This is a genomic window from Evansella sp. AB-rgal1, from assembly GCF_041820985.1.
Taxonomy (GTDB): domain Bacteria; phylum Bacillota; class Bacilli; order Bacillales; family Salisediminibacteriaceae; genus Evansella.
In genome coordinates this window covers 1-22,833 of sequence record NZ_JBGUAU010000025.1, presented here as the reverse complement: position 1 = coordinate 22,833, position 22,833 = coordinate 1, and the positions used below count along the sequence as shown (strand labels likewise).

23 protein-coding genes, 3 tRNA genes and 1 riboswitch are annotated in these 22,833 nt (G+C 33.7%); of the genes, 9 read left to right on the top strand and 17 right to left on the bottom strand.

All coding sequences use genetic code 11. The features are described from left to right. Positions 1 to 163 precede the first annotated feature (163 nt). The 5 genes from ACERII_RS18835 to ACERII_RS18815 all read right to left on the bottom strand — a co-directional run bounded on the left by ACERII_RS18835 (position 164) and on the right by ACERII_RS18815 (position 2,894). A complete protein-coding gene (locus tag ACERII_RS18835) occupies positions 164 to 496 on the bottom strand; it encodes an iron-sulfur cluster biosynthesis family protein (RefSeq protein ID WP_373644345.1) in 333 nt (110 codons plus the stop codon). A 117-nt stretch (positions 497 to 613) separates the two neighbouring features. Continuing rightward, a tRNA-Ser gene (locus tag ACERII_RS18830) sits at positions 614 to 706 on the bottom strand. A gap of 12 nt (positions 707 to 718) precedes the next feature. Continuing rightward, a tRNA-Ile gene (locus tag ACERII_RS18825) sits at positions 719 to 795 on the bottom strand. A gap of 14 nt (positions 796 to 809) precedes the next feature. Beyond that, positions 810 to 886 (bottom strand) — tRNA-Met (locus ACERII_RS18820). A 376-nt stretch (positions 887 to 1,262) separates the two neighbouring features. After that, a complete protein-coding gene (locus tag ACERII_RS18815) occupies positions 1,263 to 2,894 on the bottom strand; it encodes a Na/Pi cotransporter family protein (RefSeq protein WP_373644429.1) in 1,632 nt (543 codons plus the stop codon). A gap of 257 nt (positions 2,895 to 3,151) precedes the next feature. Between ACERII_RS18815 and ACERII_RS18810 the strand changes: the two genes are divergently transcribed. From ACERII_RS18810 to ACERII_RS18800, 3 genes are all read left to right on the top strand, one after another. After that, positions 3,152 to 3,931 carry a DUF1189 domain-containing protein gene (locus ACERII_RS18810; protein WP_373644343.1) on the top strand — a complete coding sequence of 260 codons (780 nt, stop codon included), beginning with the start codon at positions 3,152 to 3,154 and terminating at the stop codon, positions 3,929 to 3,931. Between the two features lie 330 nt (positions 3,932 to 4,261). Then, complete coding sequence (locus tag ACERII_RS18805; RefSeq protein ID WP_373644340.1) at positions 4,262 to 4,594, top strand: helix-turn-helix domain-containing protein; 333 nt, start codon at positions 4,262 to 4,264, stop codon at positions 4,592 to 4,594. A 338-nt stretch (positions 4,595 to 4,932) separates the two neighbouring features. Next, on the top strand, positions 4,933 to 5,160 hold the full coding sequence (locus ACERII_RS18800) for a helix-turn-helix domain-containing protein (protein WP_373644338.1): 228 nt from the start codon (positions 4,933 to 4,935) through the stop codon (positions 5,158 to 5,160). 372 nt (positions 5,161 to 5,532) lie between these two features. Here ACERII_RS18800 and ACERII_RS18795 read toward each other — a convergent pair whose 3' ends face one another. The 3 genes from ACERII_RS18795 to ACERII_RS18785 form a co-directional block, all read right to left on the bottom strand. Next, positions 5,533 to 5,667, bottom strand: a complete 135-nt coding sequence (locus tag ACERII_RS18795; RefSeq protein WP_373644336.1) for an anti-repressor SinI family protein — start codon at positions 5,665 to 5,667, stop codon at positions 5,533 to 5,535. A gap of 31 nt (positions 5,668 to 5,698) precedes the next feature. Further along, positions 5,699 to 5,798: riboswitch (cyclic di-GMP riboswitch) on the bottom strand. A 490-nt stretch (positions 5,799 to 6,288) separates the two neighbouring features. Next, a complete protein-coding gene (locus ACERII_RS18790; protein WP_373644335.1) occupies positions 6,289 to 6,918 on the bottom strand; it encodes an NfeD family protein in 630 nt (209 codons plus the stop codon). Between the two features lie 98 nt (positions 6,919 to 7,016). Next, complete coding sequence (locus ACERII_RS18785) at positions 7,017 to 7,556, bottom strand: DUF1002 domain-containing protein (RefSeq protein WP_373644333.1); 540 nt, start codon at positions 7,554 to 7,556, stop codon at positions 7,017 to 7,019. A 152-nt stretch (positions 7,557 to 7,708) separates the two neighbouring features. Between ACERII_RS18785 and ACERII_RS18780 the strand changes: the two genes are divergently transcribed. Further along, entirely contained in the window at positions 7,709 to 8,059 is a 351-nt protein-coding gene (locus tag ACERII_RS18780) for a hypothetical protein (protein ID WP_373644332.1), read from the top strand. Between the two features lie 97 nt (positions 8,060 to 8,156). Next, positions 8,157 to 9,254 (top strand): flavodoxin-dependent (E)-4-hydroxy-3-methylbut-2-enyl-diphosphate synthase, encoded by a 1,098-nt coding sequence (ispG, locus tag ACERII_RS18775; RefSeq protein ID WP_373644331.1) that lies wholly within the window; start codon positions 8,157 to 8,159, stop codon positions 9,252 to 9,254. Between the two features lie 95 nt (positions 9,255 to 9,349). Here ispG and ACERII_RS18770 read toward each other — a convergent pair whose 3' ends face one another. Beyond that, complete coding sequence (locus ACERII_RS18770) at positions 9,350 to 9,763, bottom strand: hypothetical protein (RefSeq protein ID WP_373644329.1); 414 nt, start codon at positions 9,761 to 9,763, stop codon at positions 9,350 to 9,352. Positions 9,764 to 9,866: 103 nt separating this feature from the next. Between ACERII_RS18770 and ACERII_RS18765 the strand changes: the two genes are divergently transcribed. Then, positions 9,867 to 10,439 (top strand): 5' nucleotidase, NT5C type, encoded by a 573-nt coding sequence (locus tag ACERII_RS18765; RefSeq protein ID WP_373644327.1) that lies wholly within the window; start codon positions 9,867 to 9,869, stop codon positions 10,437 to 10,439. A gap of 245 nt (positions 10,440 to 10,684) precedes the next feature. Here ACERII_RS18765 and ACERII_RS18760 read toward each other — a convergent pair whose 3' ends face one another. The 4 genes from ACERII_RS18760 to ACERII_RS18745 are packed head-to-tail and all read right to left on the bottom strand — an operon-like array spanning position 10,685 to position 13,618. After that, the gene (locus ACERII_RS18760) at positions 10,685 to 11,098 is read right to left on the bottom strand and encodes a Fur family transcriptional regulator (protein WP_373644326.1); all 414 of its coding nucleotides are present in this window, start codon (positions 11,096 to 11,098) and stop codon (positions 10,685 to 10,687) included. 14 nt (positions 11,099 to 11,112) lie between these two features. Beyond that, positions 11,113 to 11,958 carry a metal ABC transporter permease gene (locus tag ACERII_RS18755; RefSeq protein ID WP_373644325.1) on the bottom strand — a complete coding sequence of 282 codons (846 nt, stop codon included), beginning with the start codon at positions 11,956 to 11,958 and terminating at the stop codon, positions 11,113 to 11,115. A gap of 15 nt (positions 11,959 to 11,973) precedes the next feature. Then, positions 11,974 to 12,801, bottom strand: a complete 828-nt coding sequence (locus ACERII_RS18750) for a metal ABC transporter permease (protein WP_373644324.1) — start codon at positions 12,799 to 12,801, stop codon at positions 11,974 to 11,976. Beyond that, the gene (locus tag ACERII_RS18745; protein WP_373644323.1) at positions 12,794 to 13,618 is read right to left on the bottom strand and encodes a metal ABC transporter ATP-binding protein; all 825 of its coding nucleotides are present in this window, start codon (positions 13,616 to 13,618) and stop codon (positions 12,794 to 12,796) included. The genes ACERII_RS18750 and ACERII_RS18745 overlap by 8 nt, the downstream gene beginning before the upstream one ends. A gap of 292 nt (positions 13,619 to 13,910) precedes the next feature. Here ACERII_RS18745 and ACERII_RS18740 point away from each other — a divergent pair, with 292 nt between their 5' ends. Next, positions 13,911 to 15,440, top strand: coding sequence for a Ppx/GppA phosphatase family protein (locus tag ACERII_RS18740; RefSeq protein WP_373644321.1), 1,530 nt, complete (start codon positions 13,911 to 13,913; stop codon positions 15,438 to 15,440). A 68-nt stretch (positions 15,441 to 15,508) separates the two neighbouring features. Further along, positions 15,509 to 17,635: an RNA degradosome polyphosphate kinase gene (locus tag ACERII_RS18735; protein WP_373644320.1), complete on the top strand. Its 2,127-nt coding sequence runs from the start codon at positions 15,509 to 15,511 to the stop codon at positions 17,633 to 17,635. Between the two features lie 423 nt (positions 17,636 to 18,058). Here the strand turns inward: ACERII_RS18735 and ACERII_RS18730 are convergent, their stop codons facing one another. The 4 genes from ACERII_RS18730 to ACERII_RS18715 all read right to left on the bottom strand — a co-directional run bounded on the left by ACERII_RS18730 (position 18,059) and on the right by ACERII_RS18715 (position 22,110). Beyond that, on the bottom strand, positions 18,059 to 18,784 hold the full coding sequence (locus ACERII_RS18730) for a transglycosylase SLT domain-containing protein (protein ID WP_373644319.1): 726 nt from the start codon (positions 18,782 to 18,784) through the stop codon (positions 18,059 to 18,061). A 118-nt stretch (positions 18,785 to 18,902) separates the two neighbouring features. Then, positions 18,903 to 19,742, bottom strand: coding sequence for a metal ABC transporter permease (locus ACERII_RS18725; RefSeq protein ID WP_373644428.1), 840 nt, complete (start codon positions 19,740 to 19,742; stop codon positions 18,903 to 18,905). A gap of 14 nt (positions 19,743 to 19,756) precedes the next feature. Further along, positions 19,757 to 20,542 (bottom strand): metal ABC transporter ATP-binding protein, encoded by a 786-nt coding sequence (locus ACERII_RS18720; protein WP_373644426.1) that lies wholly within the window; start codon positions 20,540 to 20,542, stop codon positions 19,757 to 19,759. Between the two features lie 203 nt (positions 20,543 to 20,745). Then, entirely contained in the window at positions 20,746 to 22,110 is a 1,365-nt protein-coding gene (locus ACERII_RS18715) for a two-component system sensor histidine kinase NtrB (protein ID WP_373644318.1), read from the bottom strand. A 169-nt stretch (positions 22,111 to 22,279) separates the two neighbouring features. Here ACERII_RS18715 and ACERII_RS18710 point away from each other — a divergent pair, with 169 nt between their 5' ends. Beyond that, a complete protein-coding gene (locus tag ACERII_RS18710; protein WP_373644317.1) occupies positions 22,280 to 22,555 on the top strand; it encodes a DUF2624 family protein in 276 nt (91 codons plus the stop codon). Positions 22,556 to 22,833 lie beyond the last annotated feature (278 nt).

The window sequence follows — 22,833 nt, the reverse complement described above, 5'->3', positions numbered from 1 at the left end:
AAATATATGATATAAGCGCTTGATTGAGCGCTATTACCATCCATTTGGAAACTACCTTAAACATATTGCTAAAAGTAGTAATCTTTTCAAGATTTACATTATCAGAATTACCCTTCGGTTTCAAATAATAAACCTCAAAAATCAAATAAAAAATATAGTACTTTTAGATTTTAGTAATAAATTTCATTCTTGAATTGAAGATTTGGTTGTCACTCTTTAAACGGTAGCTATTACTTGCGTCCACAAAATCAACAACCATTCTCTCATCATAAACCCATTCATATTGTTTTTCATACCAAATTGGTATTGTATCAATATTTGTGGTCCCTTGAACAAATCTCTCCGTTGGTTCGATTATCTCAACCAAATGAATCACTCCACTTACAACACATCCACATCCATCATAATCGTACATTAGTGCTAAGTTATTCCTTTTTAACGTACTACTTTGTTTTAGCAACATAGTATATGCTTTTTCTGTTATTTCAATATACATACAACTCTTCCTTTCTGGTCTTTCAAAGGGTATTACCATTATTATAAATAAGATGAAATAAAAAAACGATCTATATGCTTGTAAAGAACAAACACATAGATCGTTATGTACGGAATATGGCGGAGGAAGAGGGATTCGAACCCCCGCGGGCTTTAACACCCCTGTCGGTTTTCAAGACCGATCCCTTCAGCCGGACTTGGGTATTCCTCCGCGTATTGAGTTTGGTGGACCCTGTAGGACTCGAACCTACGACCAACCGGTTATGAGCCGGTTGCTCTAACCAACTGAGCTAAGGGTCCAACATGGTATTATATGGTAGCGGCGGAGGGGATCGAACCCCCGACCTCACGGGTATGAACCGTACGCTCTAGCCAGCTGAGCTACACCGCCATATATATCTAAATTAATCAGCGACAAAGACTATAATAGCATGTATTATTAAAATAAGTCAATATAGTAACTAGAAAAATATACAATATTTTTATGATTTTATATATGAACATAATAAATAAGAAAGAGGCTGAGACAAAAGTGTTTCCATCGCTGAGAAATCCGAACGAAATGATACTTGCGTATAGTATTCTCTAAGGAAATATACTTCGCGTTCCGCGGGCGGCTGGTGAGCCGTCGAGTGCTGAAGCACTCCTGGGGTCTCACCCTTGCCTTTTGATCCCGCCGGAGTCATCGTATATTTCCTCCACTAAGGATACCTATCGTTCGTGTTCTCAGATTTACACTTTCGTTATGGCCCCAGCCTCTACCATTTCTATTCTTCTCCAATTACCGCTTCTGCAATATTTAACGCATGATCTCCAATACGTTCTAAATTACTAATCATATCTACAAAAATGATACCTGCAGATGCTTCACATTTCCCTTCATTCAAACGAATAATGTGTTTCTTACGTAATTGTCGCTCCATTTTATCAATCTTCTCTTCTTTTAAAATCACAGCTCTCGCTTCTCCTATATCGTTATTCTCTAAAGCTCGAATTGCTTGTCTTAAAGCATCAATCGTTAAATCAAACATTTCATTTAAGTCATCTAATGCTAGTCCTGATACTTTCACTTTGTTTGTAATCTGATATTCTGCTAGCTCAATGATGTTCTCCATATGATCTCCTACACGCTCAATATCACGAACAGTATCCATTAGCATAGAGTGTGTTGCAGAATCATGTGCCGATAACGAATTAGCAGAAATTTTTATAAGATAATCTGTAATTTTTCTATCTAAATTATTTATTGCATCTTCAAATTGGTATGTTAATTCAGCGTGTCGTTTTTGTTTATTTTTAACAAATTTAGATGTTTCTACAAGTCCTTGTTCAGAAAGCTCAGCCATTCGTAATGTTTCTTTCTTTGCTTGTCCCAACGCAATTGCTGATGATTGTTGAATAAGTGCTGGATCTAAGTGCTGTGCTTTATATTCTATGACTGTCTCGTTTCCAGGTATGATTTTTGTAACAATTAGGGCTAGCAATCCAATAAAAGGTAGTTGAATCAAGACATTAGAGAAGTTAAAAATCCCATGAGCAACAGCAATAGTCATTTCCGGATTTAAATTCCAAATCTTTTCTAACCAAGCGATAAAAGGAATATACAAATCCAATATTATTAGAACAATGATTGTTCCAATTACGTTAAAGATAACATGTGTTAATGCAGCTCGTTTTGCAGCAATGGATGCACCTAACGCAGCTAAAACTGCTGTAATGGTTGTACCAATATTGTCACCAAAAAGAACTGGAAGTGCAGCACTTAATTCCATTGCCTCTTGTGAATACAGTTGCTGTAAAAGACCTATAGAAGCTGATGAGCTTTGAACAGCAACAGTAAAAATGGTACCAATTAATACCCCTAAGAATGGATTTTCACTCATTGAAACGGTTAGTTCTGCAAACACCTCTAACTCCCTCAATGGCTTAAGCCCGTTCCCCATCAAACTAAGTCCGTAAAACAATGCACCAAACCCGAAGAAAACTTGTCCAATGTTATTGGCTCTTTTGTTTTTTATAAAGAAGATAAGAAATGTTCCCACCGCAATAATTGGTAAAGCATAGTCTGAAATTTTAAGACCGATGATAAATGCTGTGATCGTCGTTCCAATATTTGCTCCCATAATTACACCGATTGATTGACGTAATGTCATAAAACCAGCATTAACAAGTCCAATTGCTAAAACCGTTGTACCTGTAGATGTTTGCAAGAGAACTGTTACAATAATACCTGCTAATACACCCATAACAGGATTACTTGTAAATTTATCTAATATTTCACGAAGTCTGTCTCCAGCTGTTTTTTGAAGACCATCCCCCATATATTTAATTCCAAATAAAAATATTGCTAATCCACCAAAAAACATAAATAGAATATCTCTCAATTCCAAAAAACTCATCCCCTTGTTTTCAACATTATTCATGTTAGTTCGTCACTTACCCAATACTAAATCTCGAATGTTAATTGTTTGTTAATGAATTGTAAAGATTTTGTTAAGTTTTTTATTTAACATTCATAATCCTACATGTTTTCGACAAAAAATCAAATAGTTATTTAATATATTTTGTTAAAAAGATCATAAAAAATATGTTATCTTAGACATAAAGCTTTTCCTCATCATATATATTGAAGGATAAATTCAAAGGAGCCAATAATATGAACATATTTCAACAATTACTAAAAAGCTTGTACTCGCCCTCTACGATATCTACTTTTAGGTACCAAAAGATTGGCAAAACAATTCTTTATGTATTCACTCTCATGCTTATTGTTTCAATTCCACCTTCCTTTATGTTAGGTTCTGGGATAAACTCATTTTTCGTAAAAACGGAATTTCATCTTACAGAAACATTCCCTGATTTTGAGATTGTCAATGGTGTACTTCATGCAGAAAATAGTGACCCCATCATTATTAATGAAGATGAGGATGTTATTATATTCGACCCTTCTGGTAATGTCACTGCAAACGACATTAGCGAGTATGAATCTGCTTTTGCAATCTTGGAACGAGAAGCTATTTTCATTTCTGGTGGAATACAAGAATCTTTTCATTATCAGGAGTTTGGTCTGAACTTCACTAAATCTGAACTAGTATCTTTAGTTGATAGCGTCAGTGGTATTCTTCCACTCCTTATTGGTCTTTTATCCGTCTTTATGTACTTGTATTTAACTGCTTCCAAATTCGTTGGTATTTTCGCTCTTTCTGTTTTAGCTATTATTTTGAATAAAAAGAGGAAAACAAATTTAAGCTATAAACAAAATTGGACTTTATCTGCCTATATTGTTACTTTGCCGACGATTTTATTCGCTATTTTCGACATATTATATCTACAAATCCCTATTGCATTCACCATTTACTGGGGAATTGCTTTTGTTATTTTATTTAACGTATTTAAAGGAATACCAGCTCGTTCGTCATCAATGGATTCTAACTAATGTATAAAAATGTATTAAAAAACTGACTGGCAACTTATTAACTGTAATCTTTACGCGCTCTCCAAGCAATGTGCATAGTAGCTTCTGGAGAGCACATGTATTTGTTTTCAATGCAATGAATAAAAGAAAAACTAATTATTTTCCTCTTTACTAAGATTTGTGCTATTTACTGAACAAAAATGTGCTATATTTATATATATATACATTTTTCTAAAATTAGATATACAACGGACATTCTTACCTTACATAGTACGAATATAAGAAATATAATATAGAATGCATATAGGGTATGTTACAATACAAAGTGAAACCGTTAAAGGAGAAGAGATAATGATAGGAGAACGAGTAAAAAAATATCGTAAAGAATCTGGTATGACATTAACTGAATTAGCCGAAAGAGCTGGAGTAGCCAAATCCTATTTAAGTGCACTAGAAAGGAATATTCAAACAAACCCTTCTGTACAATTCTTAGAAAAGGTCGCAGTTGTTTTAAATATATCTATTGATCATTTAATAAAAGATAATGTAACTGATACCTCTTTAACAGAAGATCTTGATACTGAGTGGAAAGTTCTCGTACAAGAAGCAATGGATTCAGGAGTATCTAAAGAAGAATTTCGTGATTTTCTAGAATATAACAAATGGAAACTAAAGCAAAAATAAAAGATCTCTCAAGCTGAGGTCTTTTTATTTTTCTTACTTGATTAATGCCACCATCTCTTATTTGAATAATCATAACACTCCCTAACCTCTTATTAACTAACCTCTAAAAACTCACGTCTTTTATAACATAAGCATTTTTTCCAGTTTCTTTCACCAGTTCCATATTAGAAGTATTATAAAAAAATCTTATTTTTGTTCATTTTTTCTATTTAATGAACAAAAAACATCCATTATATCGTATTTACTCATGATTTCTTTTTTTTTCATTCTTTATAAAATACTTAATGTGCGATATAATGAACAAGGGTGTAATATAAAGATATGGAAGGAGGCGTGTGATGATTGGAGATATTATTCGAAGACGGAGAAAAGAAAAAGGAATTTCATTATCGGAGTTATCAAGAATGACAGGAGTTTCAAAATCTTATTTAAGTTATATTGAACGTGGAATGAAAAAAAACCCATCGATAGATGTTATTAAAAGAATCTTTCATTCATTAAATTTACCAATAACAATTCTATCCTCTTTTGATGAAAAATCATCCTCTATAGAGGATTATCAGTAAGATCAAAAATCGTATAATTCTATGTGTGAATTTTTATATCCTTTTATCTACATGCGCCAAATTAAGCATCCATACATATTGCTTATTATTACAAGGTTACTAGTCATAACTTACGCTTTTTAACTTTGGCTCTGTTAAACTTAGATGTTGATTTTACTACAGGTTGCTCGCTTTCCTAGGGCGAACCGCAAGCCTCCTCGGTCGTTACCTCCCTGCGGGGTCTCGCCTTTTCCGCTTTTCACACAGGAGTCTCGCACCTTCCGTAAAAATCAACATTGTATAGATATATCAACATTATCCTTTAACACAGCCTTAACTTTAATACTAATGTAAAAAACACCTTTAACAAGTAATGTTAAAAGTGTTTTTTACTTAACCAATGTTTTTAGCTGCCTTTTTGTTATGTAAAAACTCACGAATTTCTGTCGAACTAAGACCTAAACGAATGGCTTCCTTCACCAACATTACCCATTCCTCATCCAGTACCTTTTCCAGCTGTCTACCCATCCTCTTCCAGCCCCCTTCTACACGTTCCTTACTAGGCAACCCAGCCACCATAGACTTCTTACTTACGCACTTTAGTCCTTAGACCTGTGGTTTTGCGTCTTTATTTTTCAATAAATTTGCCATTATCTAGAAGAGGATGTGTCATAAAATGGTTAATACTAATATTATTAATTTACATTATATACGGAAATTTACATATGATTTGTGGAATCTTGTCAAACTAATAAAAATAAGTACATTTACCCATTTTTTCATTTTTTTACGATTAAAAACGACATTATTTTTTGTTTTCTCATTTGATGTTAGTTAGATCTTGATTATTATTGTTTGATTAATTACTGTTTCCCGTCAAATTTCGATAGTCCTTCACCCTACAAGCCTACATTTCATATTATTTTACATAGTAATGCCTAACTTGAAAATATTCGTATCAGAATAACTATGTAATACTATCTTTGTTGCTTTGAATTCCATTCGCTTCTGCCCACTCCCTTCCTGTTGGAACTAGCGTTCATTACAAGTAAAATCTTTCCATGACACAACTAGTTATCCACAGGTCATAAAAGTATAGTTTCCTGCTTAACAATAAAAAAACGTTCGAAATCGAACGTTTCTCTATTGTTATGACTCAGGAACTACGACAATCCTCGTACCGTCAACAGAAATTATTTTTACTTTTTTATTTGCTTCTAACCACAAATTATCAGTTGTTGCACTATATAATTTACCATCCACTTCTACTGTACCTGTGGGCCTAAAAGGTGTTTTTGTCATTCCTGTTTTTCCAATCAGCTCTTTATACTCAACGTTCATTGAATTATAGCCAAGCTCACTAGTTAGTTTTTCTTTCAACGTCATTTTTGACCACATATTTCGTGGAGTGAAGACTTTAGTAAATAAGTACGAAGCAGGTGCAGCTATTACTAAAGCCATTCCTACTAATACTCCATAGGTAATACTTGGAGCTGGTAAAGCTAATCCTAACACCATTAACAGCATTCCTACAATAGCGATCGTACCATCTGTTGTTACTTTCCCGTCAAATATTATTAAAATCAAACCAACGGCATAAAGTAAAACAACCCATAAACTAGCAGTTGCGGTTAAATGGTAGGAAAAGTACATCGCCATAATTACTACACCTAAAATTCCAAATAAACCCTTTACCCTAACCATAATTTCTCCAAAAATAAATAAAGTTGCAATAAAAACAACTAAAAAGCCAATGGAGGCATTTTCCAATATTTCCATTATTATTCCCCCCTCCAAGTAATTAATATTACTAATATAATATCAAATTTTTCCTGTTATGAATATGTACGTTTACAGTTATAAAAAGTTTCATTTTTTTACGGTGTTAATAAATTTCTCAATAATTCAATAAATGCAACCAGAACATCTAGAATAGAATGGATAAAGTTTTGCCCTTCATCACTAGAAATAAATTCATTTACATTATCATGAATTTCCTCTATATGTGATCTAAACTCTCCCCAATCTATATCCATATTCTCTAATCCTGATATGATAGATTCTAAATCATTGACATCTTCGTCTGTTGTAGACAAACCTAACTCCCTTGTTTTTTGTTCGATTATATTTTTCAACTCTTCTTTTGGATCTATCTCCTCTTTAGAAATAGTATCACTTATATCCGATAATAATTCAGTAAGGTCATCTACCTCTAATTTTCCACTTATTTCTGAAGAATTTATTATTTCTTCTAAATTAGAAATTTGATTTTCGTATGTCGTTCTAGACTCGATATTTTTCGCCGCTCCTACATCCATCTGAGAATTACTAAAGAAGAAAAAAATTGCGAAGATTAGGTATCCAAAAGAAATGAATCTTATCTTATCCATTTTATAAAAATTACTTTTTAATGTCATTTTTAGTCACACTCCTCATTACTATCTTTTCTTTACACTTTCCATCCATTTTAAACATAAGCCTTTCTAACGAATTTATTATTTTTATGGAATATATTTATTGGACAAGCATATTATTTTATAAACGTAAATTAAAAGGAGATGGAGAGTATATGCGCCCTATTCTTATTCTTAGTTTTATTATCTTTTTGGGTATTAGCGCTTATTATGACCTAACAGAGGGAACTATTCCTCAATCCCTTCAATATACAGAGGATAACAACGTTGAAAGTAACGGTTTAGAAACTGGCTCAAATGAAGCTATGAGCATACCCTATCAGGAAGTCATTGTGGAAGCAGGGCATACAGTTTATGGAATAGTGCAAGCTCTTCATGAGAAACAAGGCTTACGTTTTGCACCGCCAAAAGTTGTAGATGATTTTGAGGCTTTAAATCCTAACGTAAAGGCACATGAAATTATTATTGGACATACGTATCGTTTTCCACTTTATGATAACGAATAATTCTTAGCTCTTGCCACAACAGTAAAGTCGTTGTTACAATGAACAAGGATATCCAAACTTAAAATAACGATTTTATCACATAAAGGGGCGATACAGTGTGACCCAAATTATTCATAGAAAAAATACAAGACCAGTAAAAGTAGGTCCTATAACAATAGGTGGAAGTGATGAAGTTGTCATTCAAAGCATGACGATGACGAAAACTCATGATGTAGAAGCGACAGTAGCTGAGATAAAGAGACTTGAAGAAGCTGGGTGTCAAGTAGTACGGGTTGCTTGTCCTGATATGAGAGCTGCTGAAGCTATTCCTCAAATTAAGAAACAAATTAACATTCCATTAGTAGCTGATATACACTTTGACTATCGACTTGCTCTAAAAGCGATTGAAGGTGGAATCGATAAAATTAGAATTAATCCTGGTAATATAGGTAGAAGAGAAAAAGTAGAAGCTGTCGTAAATGCTGCAAAAGCAAAAGGAATTCCTATACGTATAGGAGTTAACGCTGGTTCATTAGAAAAGAAAATATTAGACAAATACGGTTACCCAACAGCTGAGGGGATGCTAGAAAGCGCCCTACATCATATCAAAATTCTAGAAGAGCTAGACTTTTATGACATTATAGTATCTATGAAAGCATCAGATGTACGACTAGCAATAGCTGCTTATGAATTAGCTGCTAAAACATTTGATTATCCATTACATTTAGGAATTACTGAATCCGGAACCTTGTTTTCTGGAACGATAAAAAGTTCCGCTGGGTTAGGAATATTATTAAACCAAGGAATAGGTAGTACCGTTCGTATCTCACTTAGTGCGGATCCTGTAGAAGAAATTAAGGTTGCTAAAGAATTACTTAAATCATTCGGTCTTGCTGCCAATGCTGCAACCCTTATTTCATGCCCTACTTGTGGTAGAATCGAGATTGATTTAATCAGTATTGCTAATGAAGTGGAAGAATATATTCAAAAAATTAACGCTCCGCTCAAAATTTCTGTTTTAGGTTGTGCTGTAAATGGCCCTGGGGAAGCCAAAGAAGCTGACATCGGTATTGCTGGAGCACGAGGAGAAGGCTTATTATTCCGTAAAGGGAAAGTAATAAGGAAAGTACCCGAGGCAGATATGGTGGAAGAATTAAAGAAAGAAATTGATAAGCTTGCGAAAGAACACGAAGAAAAACAAAAGCTTAATATGTAATGTAAAAAGAAGGTGCCTTTAGACACCTTCTTTTCTTTACACCATTTTTTATGATGTGACTTTTTCTGCACCTCTTTACACGCACGGCATTTTAGTTAGGTGACGAACGGTGCAAAAAATACACTCATGATAATGGAGAATGCGCTAATCACTATTGCAGTATAACCAAGACCCTTTTGATCGCGGTTAACAGCCATAAAACCAAGAATAAGCCCTGCTGCGCCAAATAGCACAGGTAAAAACAACAACGAGACAATGGATAATGCTAACGCAAAGGTTGCAATACCTCTTCCTCCTGTCGCCTCCGTATCAGCGTCACGAGTATCTTCTACATCATCGTCGATCACTTCTCTTCGCCCCATTAAACCTGCAGGTGGGGCATACTCTGCAGCAGTTTCTTCACGATAATCATCGTCGTTTCTTTCCGGTTCAATTCTTGTTTCATTATCATGTTCGTCTTTCACAACATGAAAATCCCTTGGGTATTTATTGTTATCAAATTGGGACATTCCTATTTCCCTCCTTTGCCATTGCGTGTACAATTAGTATGCCAAGGTGAAATCAGATTATCGATGACAAAGATTTCAAATCGAAACAAAGAAGGTGACTTTCATGAGAAAACGACGACTGGGAATTGATATAGATGGTACTGTAACAGACCCTGGAACATTTATTCCATATTTAAACAATCACTTCAACCAAAATTTAACGCTTAACGACCTTACACAATATGAGCTTTCCACTATATTAAACATTACAAAAGAAGACTTTTGGAACTGGATGAAAGAACATGAACCCACAATATATAAAAATGCTGAGCTTGCTATTGATGCTAAAAGCATTCTAACAAATTGGAAAAAAGATCACGAACTTTATTACATCAGTGCTCGACCAAAACATGTTCATAATCTTACAATCGAATGGTTTCTAAAATTACAATTGCCTTATGACCACATAGAGCTTTTAGGAAAACATCATAAATTAGAAGCTGTCAAAGAACATAACATTGAGGTATTCTTCGAAGATAAGCATGATAATGCATGCGATATAGCGGAAGAATGTGACATCCCTGTTATTTTATTAGACACTCCATATAATCGTGACCCAGTCCATAAACTTGTCTATCGAGCATACAACTGGAAAGAAGCAAAAGCAATAACAGAAAACATCTTTAATGAAAAGTAATAAAAAAAGCGCAAGGCGCCCTCTCAGGACCGAAATGCAAATGTTCTGGACGAACGAAAAGCTTAATCCGCTTGCATATCTGCGAAGAAAATTGTTCTTTCAGTTGAAAAGTGCTTTCTACTTTTCTAACTGGAAGGTTATTTTTGACAGCAGATAGCGGATGGAGCTAGACAACTTTCTAAGTCCAAAATAAAAAGGGGGAAGAAAAAGTGTAAAACACCTTTTCTAACACCCTTTTATATTTTCTATGTATGACATTTTTCACAATATCCATACACTTCAAACTTGTGACCCACGATTTTAAATCCAGGATCTCTTTCTATAAATGTATCCATAGGACATGCATGGATATGTTGTGTAATTCCACAGTCTAAACATATCAAATGATGATGATGACTTTCTGTCGAGCATGTAAACCTAAACTTCTTTTCTCCATCAAGTTCTGTTGTTTCCAAAATACCAAGTTCTGCAAACAAAGATAGATTTCGGTATATGGTATCAAAACTTAACCCTGTATATTTATCTTGCATATTCTCTAATACATCTTTTGCCGCTAAATATCTATCCTCTGTTGAAAAAAGAGAAAGCATATCTTCACGTTTGTCCGTATGTTTATATCCTTTCTCCTTTAAGATCTGCATTGCTTCCTCTAAGCGCATTTAATCTCCTCCATTTATATCTTACTCCTTAAAGATGCCGTTATCTTTTTTATCCCACTTGTAATAAGTAGTATAAAAACACCCGTTACAACAATCATACCACCAGTTGCAATATCCAAATAATACGAGAGAATTATCCCTATAATCATTGCTAATTCACCAAAGAGAATTCCTAAAAAAATGACTTGTTTAAAACTCTTTGCTAATTGAATACTAGCCGCTACCGGCAGAGTAACCATTGCTCCTACTAATAATATACCAACAACTTTCATGGACATAGAAATAACAATTGCTATTAACAAAGAGAAAAAGAAATTAAAACGCGTCACCGACACCCCGGTAACTTTCGCAAATTCCTGATCAAAGGATATAGATAATAACTCCTTATAAAATCCACCAATCATTAATAAAGCAATAAGTCCTGTAATGATAATAAACAGTAAGTCAGATAAAGAAACAGTAATGATACTCCCAAAAAGATAATTATACCATTGATTATAACTACCTGAGGTTAAACTCATTAGAATTGCACTGAGACCTATTCCTGAAGATAGAATAATCGGAATAGCTAATTCCTGAAAATGTTTATATATTTGTCTTAACTTTTCCACTAACAAAGAACCAATTAAAGAGAAAAACAGACCAGCATACAAAGGATTCAAAAAAGAAAATAATGCTATTGATTGACTTAAAAACATACCAGCAGTAATGCCTGTTAACGTAATATGCGATAAAGCCTCTGAGATTATTGTAATTCTTCGCACTAATAAAAAGGCCCCAATTAACGGACATATACATCCAATTATTAATCCTGCTATTATACCTCTTTCTAGAAATGTTAATTGCTGCAGTAACTCCATACTCTCACCCGATCATTATCTCTTATTTGTTAATAATATAGAAAATAGTAATATTAGTACATTCAGTAAAACAATTGTACCCCCTGGAAATAAATCTAAATGAAATGAGCTTACTAATCCGATAATCACTGATAATTCTCCAAAAATGATTGCATAAAAGAACATTTGTTTGAATCCTTTAGCCCATCTCATCGCAGCAGCAACAGGTAATGTCATTAAAGATGATACTAACAAAATACCAACGATTCTCATTGATGCAGCAATAACTAATGCTACCATAACAATAAAAATAAAATGTAATATCTTCTTTGGAATTCCAGAAACGGTAGCTTGATCTTCATCAAAACTTAGGTAAAACCATTCTTTATAAAAAAGAAAAAATAATATAAGGACAAGAATCGTAATAACAGAAATTAACTGAAAATCGGAGTAGCGAATTACAACAACACTTCCGAATAAATAGCTAAATAAATCCGTATTAAATCCATCTGCAAGAGAAATAAACACAACACCAATTCCAATTCCTGCAGAAAGTATAATTGGAATGGCTAGTTCTTTATAATAACGATATACATTTCTTAAGCGTTCTATAAATATTGCACCACCAACAGAAAATATCATACCCATATAGATTGGATTGAGGTTAGCAAATAAGATAAAATGTTTACCTAATAAGAGACTAAATGCTATTCCTGATAAAGTAATATGAGACAATGCATCGGAGATAAGAGAAAGTCTTCTTACAACAAGAAAAACACCTAGTAACGGCGCAATCAAACCTACCATTATCGCTGTATATAAAGAATACGTTAGAAAAGAGTATTCAAAAAATACGCTAATCATGGTGAGTACTCCCTTTTAAATTATCATGGTCATGAGCGTGATCGTGGTCATGATCATGGTTATGAGTAATTATTCTTACATCATGACCATACATCGAGGAAATCATATCATCCTGTTTTTCTTCAAATTCTTTAGTACCACCATGGAAATGAAGACATTTATTCAAACAAGCTACGTCCGTTATATATTCTGTCATAGCACCTATATCGTGAGTAACGAGAACTAAGGTCATGTTTCTTTCTACATTGAGTTTTTTTAACATAGTATAGAAATTTTGAACTGACTTTGCATCAACACCAACAGTAGGTTCATCTAATATGAGTAATTTAGGGTCACTAACCAAAGCTCTTGCAATAAATACTCGTTGCTGTTGACCGCCTGATAACTCTCCAATATTTTGTCTAAGGTAGTCTTCCATACCTACTTGTCGAATAGCATCAATTACTTTATCTTTATGTTTTCTTGTTAAAAAACGAAAAAGGCCAATTTTTCCGAAAAGGCCCATCGAAACAACCTCAAATACAGTTGCGGGAAAACCACTATTAAAGCTATTTGCTTTTTGTGAAACAAAGCCCACTTCACTCCAACGATCAAATTTATTCACATCTTCACCAAACAATTTTATCGTACCTTTATTTGGCTTATGTAAACCGAGGATGCATTTAATTAGGGTTGATTTACCCGATCCGTTTGGACCCATTAACCCTAGAAACGAACCTTGTGGAATTTTTAATTGTATATCTTCCAATACATTACGTTGACCATAAGAGAAAGAGACAAGTTCCACCTCGATGGCATATTTATTTTTGTTATTCATCAAGACACCCTTTCCACAATAAAAAACAACATAAGAACGATTACGATTTAATATCACATCGTAGTATACATGAACCGTACAATTTTGTAAACTAAAGGGTTTATGCAGGATATGTTAGGCTATTTATAGAATATGGTTACTGCATGTGTGGTTAGAATATAACAGTCCTATTAAATAGTAGGTCTGTATAGATATTCCCAATAACATACGATCCTTCTATATAATCTTCTCTGATGAATCGGATATTTTTAATACGAAAATGGACCATAAAAGCGAAAAAGGGTGTGTAATCATGAAACCACAGCAAATAGGAATTATCGATATGGGATCTAACTCTATACGATTTGTAATTTATGATATTAATGAAGTGGGATGCATAAAGCAAATTCAAAATTTAAAAGTCGTAGCCAGATTAAGTTCTTATATAGATGAAAAAGGAAATATGACAAGTGAAGGAATAGAAACAATTTTACATACGTTAGAGCGTTTCTCTATTGTTGCCTCTAATTATGAATTATCAATAGTTCGGGGTGTAGCGACAGCAGCAATTCGTAATGCAAATAATCAGGATGAAATTTTACAGGCCATTCGTGAACAAGATGCATTCCAAATTCAAGTGCTTTCTGACAAAGAAGAAGCCTATTATGGATATTTAGCTGTTACTAATTCAACAGATATTATTAATGGAATAACGATAGATATTGGTGGTGGGAGTACAGAAGTTACGTTGTTTGAAAATAGAGAGTTATTTTCTTATCACAGTTTTCCCTTTGGCGCTATTACATTAAAAAAGTTTATACATAATGACCCTCCAACACGAGAGGAACTTAACACACTAAGGGAGTATGTCAGAAAGGAATATGAAACACTCTCGTGGACGAAAAATAGAGGACTACCAGTAATAGGAATAGGTGGTAGTGCAAGAAATATAGCGTCCATACATCAACGACAACAATTATACCCTTTATCGGGGCTTCACCAATACGAAATGGAAAAAACTGATATTCACTTTGTCAATCGAAGCCTTATTACTATGTCTTTAAAAGAAAGGCAGCAATTAGAAGGTTTATCAAAAGATCGAGCCGATATCATTATTCCTGCTGCAATCGCGATAGAGGAACTCTTGAATATAGCGAGTGCTTCTTCCTTTATCGTGAGTAATAAAGGGCTTCGTGACGGATTATTTTCTGAGTTATATTTAAAACCCATCGGAATTCGTCACTACCCAAATGTAGCGGAAGAGAGCTTTTACCAGCTTAGTCAAGACTATTCGTTAGATCTAAATTTCCAAAAGAAAATTGCGATCCTTGCCACATTCCTAGCTAAAGAATTGATAAACAATATCGATTTTTCATTAAAAGATAGAGATATAAAGCTTCTACAATGGAGTGCACGTATCTATTTCATTGGAGGAGCTATCCATCCAGAGTCTAAAAGTCAGCACACGTTTTATTTACTCACAAACCAAACTATAGACGGATTAAACCACAAAGAAAGGCTCGCGATTGCATGTATTGCTTCCTTTAAATCAAAATCACAATTAAAGCAATATTTATCGCCTTTTCAACAACTTATTTCCGATGAAGATAGAAATAAGTTTGAAGTTTTAGGTGCTATATTAAAACTCTGTTATGCACTTAATTATACTAATAGGAATGTAATCGAATCATTAAGAGTAAAGAAACTGAATACAGAGAAATGCATCATAGAATTAACACACTCTGATGATGTTTATTTTGAGGAGTTCCAAGCAAATAAAAATAAACGACACTTAGAAAAAGCTTTAGGTATACAATTTGAACTCACATTTATACCTGTATAAGGGTAAACTTATCTCTTTAGACAATTTCACCAACCTTTTTTTAGAGACTTATGTTTACGGAGGATACCATGATAGAAGAAGTTAAAAACAAATTACTTGATAAAGCAACAAATTTCAATAATCGTGAACTCAGTTGGCTGGCCTTTAATAAACGCGTACTTCAAGAAGCGATTGATGATAAAAATCCTATCTTAGAAAGACTCAAATTTACTTCTATATTTAGTTCTAATTTAGATGAATTCTTCATGGTACGAGTTGGTGGATTGAAAGATCAAGTAAAAGCTGGTTTTCATCAACCTGATAATAAATCAGGGTTAACACCAAGGGAACAATTAAAAAAAATCAGTGAATATAATCACCATTTAGTTAAACTGCAAGATGAATTATTTACTGATTCCATAAAACCGCACCTTGGAAATGAAGGCATAGAGATATTATCCATGGATGAAGTAACTCATGATCATTATGCCTTCTTAAGCAAACATTTTGATAATTACATATTACCTGTTCTAACACCGATGGCCATTGATGCATATCAACCTTTTCCCATGCTCTTAAATAAAAGTTTAAACTTAGGAGTACTGTTAGAAGGTCAGAATAATCAAGAGTTAATAGATGGTGATAAAAGGTTAGCTATCGTTCAGGTGCCCTCTGTTCTTGACCGGTTACTTACTCTCCCATCGGTTCATCCAAAGGATCAATGTTTCATCATGTTAGAAGAAGTTATCAGTCATTTTATTCAACGACTTTTTCAAGGTAATACCGTACTCTCGGTGGCACCATTTAGAATAACTAGAAACGCTGATTTAACCATACACGAGGAAGGTGCAAGAGATTTACTAAAGGTTATTGAAAAAGAATTAAAAAAACGAAAATGGGGTGCTGCTGTTCGCCTCGAAATGAAGAGAAACAACATGAATGAGCAAATTCTTACTTACCTCATGCATGTATTAGAACTAGATAAGAACGATTTGTATTATGTAAACGGACTAATTGATTATACAATTTTAACTACGTTTTATAATAAGTTAAAAAATAAATATGAAGACTTTATTCATCCACCTTATATCTCGCAACTTCCCCAGGACTTGATTGGAGAAGAAGATATATTTCAAGCAATTTTAAAAAAGGATATATTTCTACATCATCCTTATGAATCTTTTCAGCCGATCGTTGATATGTTAATGAAAGCATCAGAAGATCCTAATGTATTGGCAATTAAACAGACCCTCTATCGCGTTAGTGGGGAGTCACCTATTATTAAAGCATTAGCAAACGCTGCTGAAAATGGAAAACAAGTAACAGTACTAGTGGAATTAAAAGCACGGTTTGACGAAGAAAATAATATACAATGGGCTAAAAAACTTGAAAAGTCTGGTGTTCATGTTATTTACGGAATAACTGGATTGAAAACACACAGTAAAATTACATTAATAATACGACAACATGAAGGCAAAATTCAGCGATTTGTTCATCTGGGAACAGGAAATTATAATGATACAACAGCGAAACTTTACACAGACATGGGGATATTAACAGCAAAACCGTCCTTTGGCATCGACGCCACTAACTTTTTCAACCACTTAAGTGGATTTACAGATAAACCTAAATGGAATGAAATATCCACAGCACCATTTGAAATGAGAACTAAATTTATCAATTTAATGGAACAAGAAATAGAAAATGAAAAGCAACATGGGAATGGTAGAATTATTGCAAAGATGAATTCATTGTCTGATAAACCGATAATTTTAAAGCTTTATGAGGCTAGTTGTGCTGGTGTAAAAATAGACCTTATTGTTAGAGGGATATGCTGCTTAAAACCTGGAATACCTGGAGTAAGTGAAAACATTACAGTTAGAAGCATTGTAGATCATTTTTTAGAACATAGCCGAATTTTCTATTTTTATCAAAATGGTGAAGAAAAGATATACCTCTCTTCAGCAGATTGGATGACCCGTAATATGGAAAAAAGGATAGAAATTCTATTTCCAATTCATCAAGAATCCATTAAAGAGAGAATTAAAAACATTCTATATACAACTCTAAAGGATAATGTAAAAGCAAGAATACAACAATCAGATGGCGAGTACTTATATGTGGATATAAAGGAAAATGAACAACCCATTCAGAGCCAGGAAATGTTTTACCAACAAGCGCAATCTTATATGAAAAAAAATCCATTAGATGATTAAAAAAAGCGCAAGGCGCCCTCTCAGGACCGAAATGCAAATGTTCTGGACGATAAAAAGTGCTTTTTACTTTTTAATCGGCCAGGTTATTTGACACGAGGTCCTGGCGCCTGGAGCTAGACACCTTTCTAAGTTCAAAAATTTTATACTTTCTTACCTTTTAAGAAAAGCGCAAGGCGCCCTCTCAGGACCGAAATGCAAATGTTCTGGACGAACGAAAAGCTTAATCCGCTTGCATATCTGCGAAGAAAATTGTTCTTTCAGTTGAAAAGTGCTTTCTACTTTTCTAACTGGAAGGTTATTTTTGACAGCAGATAGCGGATGTAGCTAGACATCTTTCTAAGTTCAAAAATTTTATAAATTCTTATCTTTTAAAAAGAATGTAAGTTCCAAAAAGGTTATTCCCTCTTTTGGAACTTACGAAGATTAATTGTTTAATACAAGTTCATGTCCTTTCGCATTCGATATAATTTCAAGGGCATACCAACTTTCCGCGTTCCCATTTTCTTCGATGTATTCTTCTAATCCGTATATTCCTCGATGATATGCAGTCAACGCGTGATTCCAATCCTCATATAGCTTGTACAAAAAATCTAAATAAACGATGCAAAGTTGAATCGAAAAATATGGATCAAACAGAAATTGCAAGTCATATTCCAAATCTGCCATCCCCGCTATCCAAGGACCTGTATTTTCCATAAATTGAGCTAACCCATACGCTTGTCCATACACAGTTTGTGGACCAACGAGATATGGATCAAAAGTTCCACCCGTCTCTACTTTCAACAATTCATATACAAGAAACGGATCAATCCCTTTCCTCTTGGCTTCGATTGTTAAGAATCTACCCCAATTTTCTTGAAAACGTCCATCGCTGTCTTCGGAAAACACTTTTGAAAATTCACTTGCTCTTCCCCATAAATCAAAGGATAAGTAGTAATTATAACCTAAGTGTTTTATGTCATTAAATAAATTGTCCATTTCAACAATAAACTGCATTTCTTCTTTTATCGGTTCCTTTTCTATTTGTAGGTCAGTGGCTTCTGGAATATCATTACTTCTTTCATAATTTATGAAAATATAAAGAACAAGCAAACTTGAAATTAATATAAATAAGTTCCGAAAGGACCACCCTCGTAATTTAGAACGCATATTCCCCCTCCTTTCATATGGATTGAAATATAGCATGTTGAAAATAAAAAAGGTATTGTTAATGTATTAACAATACCAAAAATCACTATATTACTTAGTTCTATAGGTTCTATACCCGTTATGCAGGAGTCCGAAACATTCGAACGACAATACCCTGTTTCGGAGAGAAGAAGAATGCTAATAAAAATAATATAGAAGCGGCTAACACGATAGAAGCACCTGATGCTACATCATAAATAACAGAAAAATATAATCCTGTAATAGCTGATATTGTTCCAATTAGGGCAGACAACATGAGCATTACTGGAAATCTATCAGTTAATAAATAAGCAGTAGCTCCAGGTGTAATTAACATGGCAACAACCAAAATAATACCCACTGTTTGTAGAGACGCTACCGTTACTAGTGACAATAAGAGCATTAGCATGTAGTGAATAAACTTAACAGGTAAACCAGAAGCCTTTGCCATCGTTTCATCAAATGTACTTAATAGTAATGGTCGATAAAAAATAACAATGGCTAAAAGTACAAAAATTCCTATTCCTACTGTAATTAACAAGTCATTTCTTGAAACAGCTAACACATTACCAAATAAGATGTGCCATAAATCAAATCTCGTTCCCTTAAGGCTCGTAATCATTACTACCCCTAAGGCGAACATCGCAGTAAACATAATACCAATCGCTGAATCTTCTTTGATCCTACTGTTTTGTGAAATATAACCTATAGCCAAAGCCGTTAATACACCAGTTACAACAGCACCTAAGAAAAAACTTGCACCAATCATATAAGAAATGACTACCCCAGGTAGAACTGCATGGGAAATAGCATCCCCCATCAATGCCATGCCTCTTAGAATAATAAAGCACCCAATTACACCACAAATTATTCCAACCAATATAGAAGCAACTAATGCTTGTTGTAAGTATGGGTAAAGTGTTAGTTGATCAATGAACATAGAAATTTGACTAATCAAGGGTTCACCACCACCAATTCATTTCCTTGAGAAACAAGTGCTGCACTTCCTTGATAAGCTTTCTTTAAATTTTCTGCACTATATACTTCTTCCACTGATCCAGCATCAATTAATTCTTGATTTAGTAGGACTAACTGATCAAAGTATTTTTCTACTTTACTCAAATCATGATGTATAACAAAAATTGTTTTCCCTAAATCTCTTAATTGATGAAGTAAATCGACAATAATTTCTTCTGATTTAACATCTATTCCTACAAAAGGTTCATCTAGAAAGAACATATCTGATTTTTGAGCAAGCGCTCGAGCAATAAATACACGTTGCTGCTGCCCTCCAGAAAGTTCTCCTATTTGCCTATGAGAAAATTGCTCCATACCAACTTTTTTCAATGATTCTTTCGCTATTTCCTTATCGTATTTACTCATTTTTTTGTACCACGGGATATGAGGATATCTTCCCATTAACACCACATCCTCAACGCGAACTGGGAAGTCCCAATCTATACTATTTCTTTGAGGTACATATGCAATATTTTTTCTAAGTTCTTTTACATGTTTACCAAAAAAAGAAACAGATCCAGTACTCTTTTCTAAACCTAACATCGCCTTCATCAATGTGGATTTACCAGCTCCATTTGGACCTATTACACCTACAATACTGCCTTCTTGAACAGAAAAGCTTATATTTTTTAATGCAATATTACCATGATAATGAACAGATAAATGATTAACATCAATTGAACTATTATTTCCCACTCTACTTTCCTCCTGTTCATATAGCATTACCTTTATATAAATTACACAAGTTAAATTAATATATGTCGTACATGCAACGAATGTGAATAGTAACGAAAATCTTTCCCTTAACATAAAATGTTGCACTAAGTAAACTTTCTGATAAATCGATTATAAGTCCTGATTGGTTTTTTTTCAATAGACAAATAAAAAAAAGCATACCTTAATGTAGGCATACTTCTCAATTATTTTTATCCCTTTGGATTTTTTTTATCAGAAAGTGGTAACTTAATGATAACCTTTGTACCTATATTTGGCTTACTCTCAACTATAAATTCCCCATTATGATCCTCAATTATTTGCTTACATAAGGGAATTCCTATGCCTGTACCTTTTTCCTTCGTTGTAAAAAATGGCTGATCAATTTTCTCCATAATGTCATCTGGGATGCCTGGACCTTGATCCGTCAGTTCAATTCGAAAACACGAATCCTTTACAAAAGTTGTTAAATCAAAGGTTCTCTTTGTTGGTTGGCCATGATAAGCCTCAACCGAGTTTCTAAGTATGTTAATCAACACTTGTTTCATCATTTGTACATTAACAAAAATGGTTGAATTCATCGGTTGAATAGAATACGTAAAAAAAATATCGTGAAGTAAACATTCAGATCGAAATATCATCAAAATACTTTCCATCATCTCGTCTGGTTTTACATACCGCTTCTCAATTTCCTTTCGTGATATGGATAAAAAGTCTTCAATAATTTTATTCATCCGTTCTATTTCGGAAAAAATAGTATCATAGTATTTGCTTAAATTATTCGAAAGTCTTGATAACTGAAGAAACCCTTTTATAACAGAAAGAGGATTCCTTAATTCATGTGCAACTCCTGCTGCAATTTGTGATACAGCCTGCAATTGCTGTTGATACGTAATTAGTTTTTCAAACTTTTCTGTGATTCTTTCATCTTTTATAAGTATATAGATTGTATTATTTGTATCAATCCCTTGTAAAACAAGGCGTATATCTTTCCTTTTATATGTTACTACCTCTTTTATTCCTGCACTTCTCATATTATGAAATAAACATGAGATTTCATGATACATTGGGTGGTTTATATTATCAGATAAAGGTAATTTATCTGTAAATAAATCAAATTGAAGCTCTTGAAAAAGTATTCTCAGCTCTTTATTTGTGGATAAAATTAATCCGCTATGTGATATACATATTGCTGGAATAGGTAATCTATTCAAAAGGTCTTGTCCTGCTTCATTTAAAAAGTCTTTAGACTCCTTACCCATTACTACAATAAACTCGTCAAACACAGAACCTGACAAGACTAACGACTTATAGTTATATGGCCCAAAACAAAACATGAATTCCTCTCTTTCATCCCCTTTTTCTATAATCTTATCAAGAAATGAGAGAAATCGATGCCTTTCCCCTTGTGTAAAGCAATATAAGAAATCTTTTTCTATGTAATTTTTTAAGGATTCATCACGTATGTATGTTGTAACTAAGTTTTTCGCTTTATCAAACACAAACGTCCACTCATTTGAGAGTTCAACTATTGTTTTTAATAAATGATATTCTTGCAAATTATCTTTATTTAACATGTGAACGCTCCCCTTGTAAAACAAAGTCCTTCTCCTTCTTAGTATACATGAATTTGGAACATTTTGCTGTAATATCCATAATCATATAGAAGAGTGGAAAAAATTCCATGCGTTTTCAATACTTAAATAATCATGATCTGAACTCTATGAAAAAAAGGAGGCCATACTTTTGAATCCCTTGGTTCGACAAATGGTTAATCAAAAAATAAGAAATCTTGATGTAAAAGAATTAATACGCTTTGCTCGGGAATATCAGATAAGTCTTACCGTAAAGCAAGCGAAGCAAGTACTTGTGATTCTTCAAGAACAACCCTTTGATATCGGTAATAAAAAGCTAGTCTTACAAGTAAACAATAAATTAAAAAAATTAGAACCATCCTTATATAAAAAAGCACGGAAACTTTTAGAACCGTATGAGTCATATCTAGATTATTCTCTTGATTAAAAATATATGGAAACTCAGAAACAATTTATGTTATAAGAAAAATCAAGTCGATCCAATTCAGCCTTAGAACTGCCTACGTCCTGTGGGAAACGGCGCAATGTCGACATTCTGTCTCTTGGCGAAATGCAAATGTTCTTGTCGATAATTACCACCTTTCGCTGTTAATCGGGGAGGCTATTTGGCACGAGGTGATAGTGTCTGGAGCTAGATAACTTTCTAAGTCAAAAACATTTTCCTTAAACTGTATGAAAAAAAGGTATGTGAAAGATCAATTGATC

Coding starts and splice junctions, on each gene's coding strand:
- ACERII_RS18835 (WP_373644345.1), bottom strand. CDS start 496: ATGTATATTGAAATAACAGAAAAAGCATATACTATGTTGCTAAAACAA.
- ACERII_RS18815 (WP_373644429.1), bottom strand. CDS start 2,894: ATGAGTTTTTTGGAATTGAGAGATATTCTATTTATGTTTTTTGGTGGA.
- ACERII_RS18810 (WP_373644343.1), top strand. CDS start 3,152: ATGAACATATTTCAACAATTACTAAAAAGCTTGTACTCGCCCTCTACG.
- ACERII_RS18805 (WP_373644340.1), top strand. CDS start 4,262: ATGATAGGAGAACGAGTAAAAAAATATCGTAAAGAATCTGGTATGACA.
- ACERII_RS18800 (WP_373644338.1), top strand. CDS start 4,933: ATGATTGGAGATATTATTCGAAGACGGAGAAAAGAAAAAGGAATTTCA.
- ACERII_RS18795 (WP_373644336.1), bottom strand. CDS start 5,667: ATGGGTAGACAGCTGGAAAAGGTACTGGATGAGGAATGGGTAATGTTG.
- ACERII_RS18790 (WP_373644335.1), bottom strand. CDS start 6,918: ATGGAAATATTGGAAAATGCCTCCATTGGCTTTTTAGTTGTTTTTATT.
- ACERII_RS18785 (WP_373644333.1), bottom strand. CDS start 7,556: ATGACATTAAAAAGTAATTTTTATAAAATGGATAAGATAAGATTCATT.
- ACERII_RS18780 (WP_373644332.1), top strand. CDS start 7,709: ATGCGCCCTATTCTTATTCTTAGTTTTATTATCTTTTTGGGTATTAGC.
- ACERII_RS18770 (WP_373644329.1), bottom strand. CDS start 9,763: ATGTCCCAATTTGATAACAATAAATACCCAAGGGATTTTCATGTTGTG.
- ACERII_RS18765 (WP_373644327.1), top strand. CDS start 9,867: ATGAGAAAACGACGACTGGGAATTGATATAGATGGTACTGTAACAGAC.
- ACERII_RS18760 (WP_373644326.1), bottom strand. CDS start 11,098: ATGCGCTTAGAGGAAGCAATGCAGATCTTAAAGGAGAAAGGATATAAA.
- ACERII_RS18755 (WP_373644325.1), bottom strand. CDS start 11,958: ATGGAGTTACTGCAGCAATTAACATTTCTAGAAAGAGGTATAATAGCA.
- ACERII_RS18750 (WP_373644324.1), bottom strand. CDS start 12,801: ATGATTAGCGTATTTTTTGAATACTCTTTTCTAACGTATTCTTTATAT.
- ACERII_RS18745 (WP_373644323.1), bottom strand. CDS start 13,618: ATGAATAACAAAAATAAATATGCCATCGAGGTGGAACTTGTCTCTTTC.
- ACERII_RS18740 (WP_373644321.1), top strand. CDS start 13,911: ATGAAACCACAGCAAATAGGAATTATCGATATGGGATCTAACTCTATA.
- ACERII_RS18735 (WP_373644320.1), top strand. CDS start 15,509: ATGATAGAAGAAGTTAAAAACAAATTACTTGATAAAGCAACAAATTTC.
- ACERII_RS18730 (WP_373644319.1), bottom strand. CDS start 18,784: ATGCGTTCTAAATTACGAGGGTGGTCCTTTCGGAACTTATTTATATTA.
- ACERII_RS18725 (WP_373644428.1), bottom strand. CDS start 19,742: ATGTTCATTGATCAACTAACACTTTACCCATACTTACAACAAGCATTA.
- ACERII_RS18720 (WP_373644426.1), bottom strand. CDS start 20,542: ATGCTATATGAACAGGAGGAAAGTAGAGTGGGAAATAATAGTTCAATT.
- ACERII_RS18715 (WP_373644318.1), bottom strand. CDS start 22,110: ATGTTAAATAAAGATAATTTGCAAGAATATCATTTATTAAAAACAATA.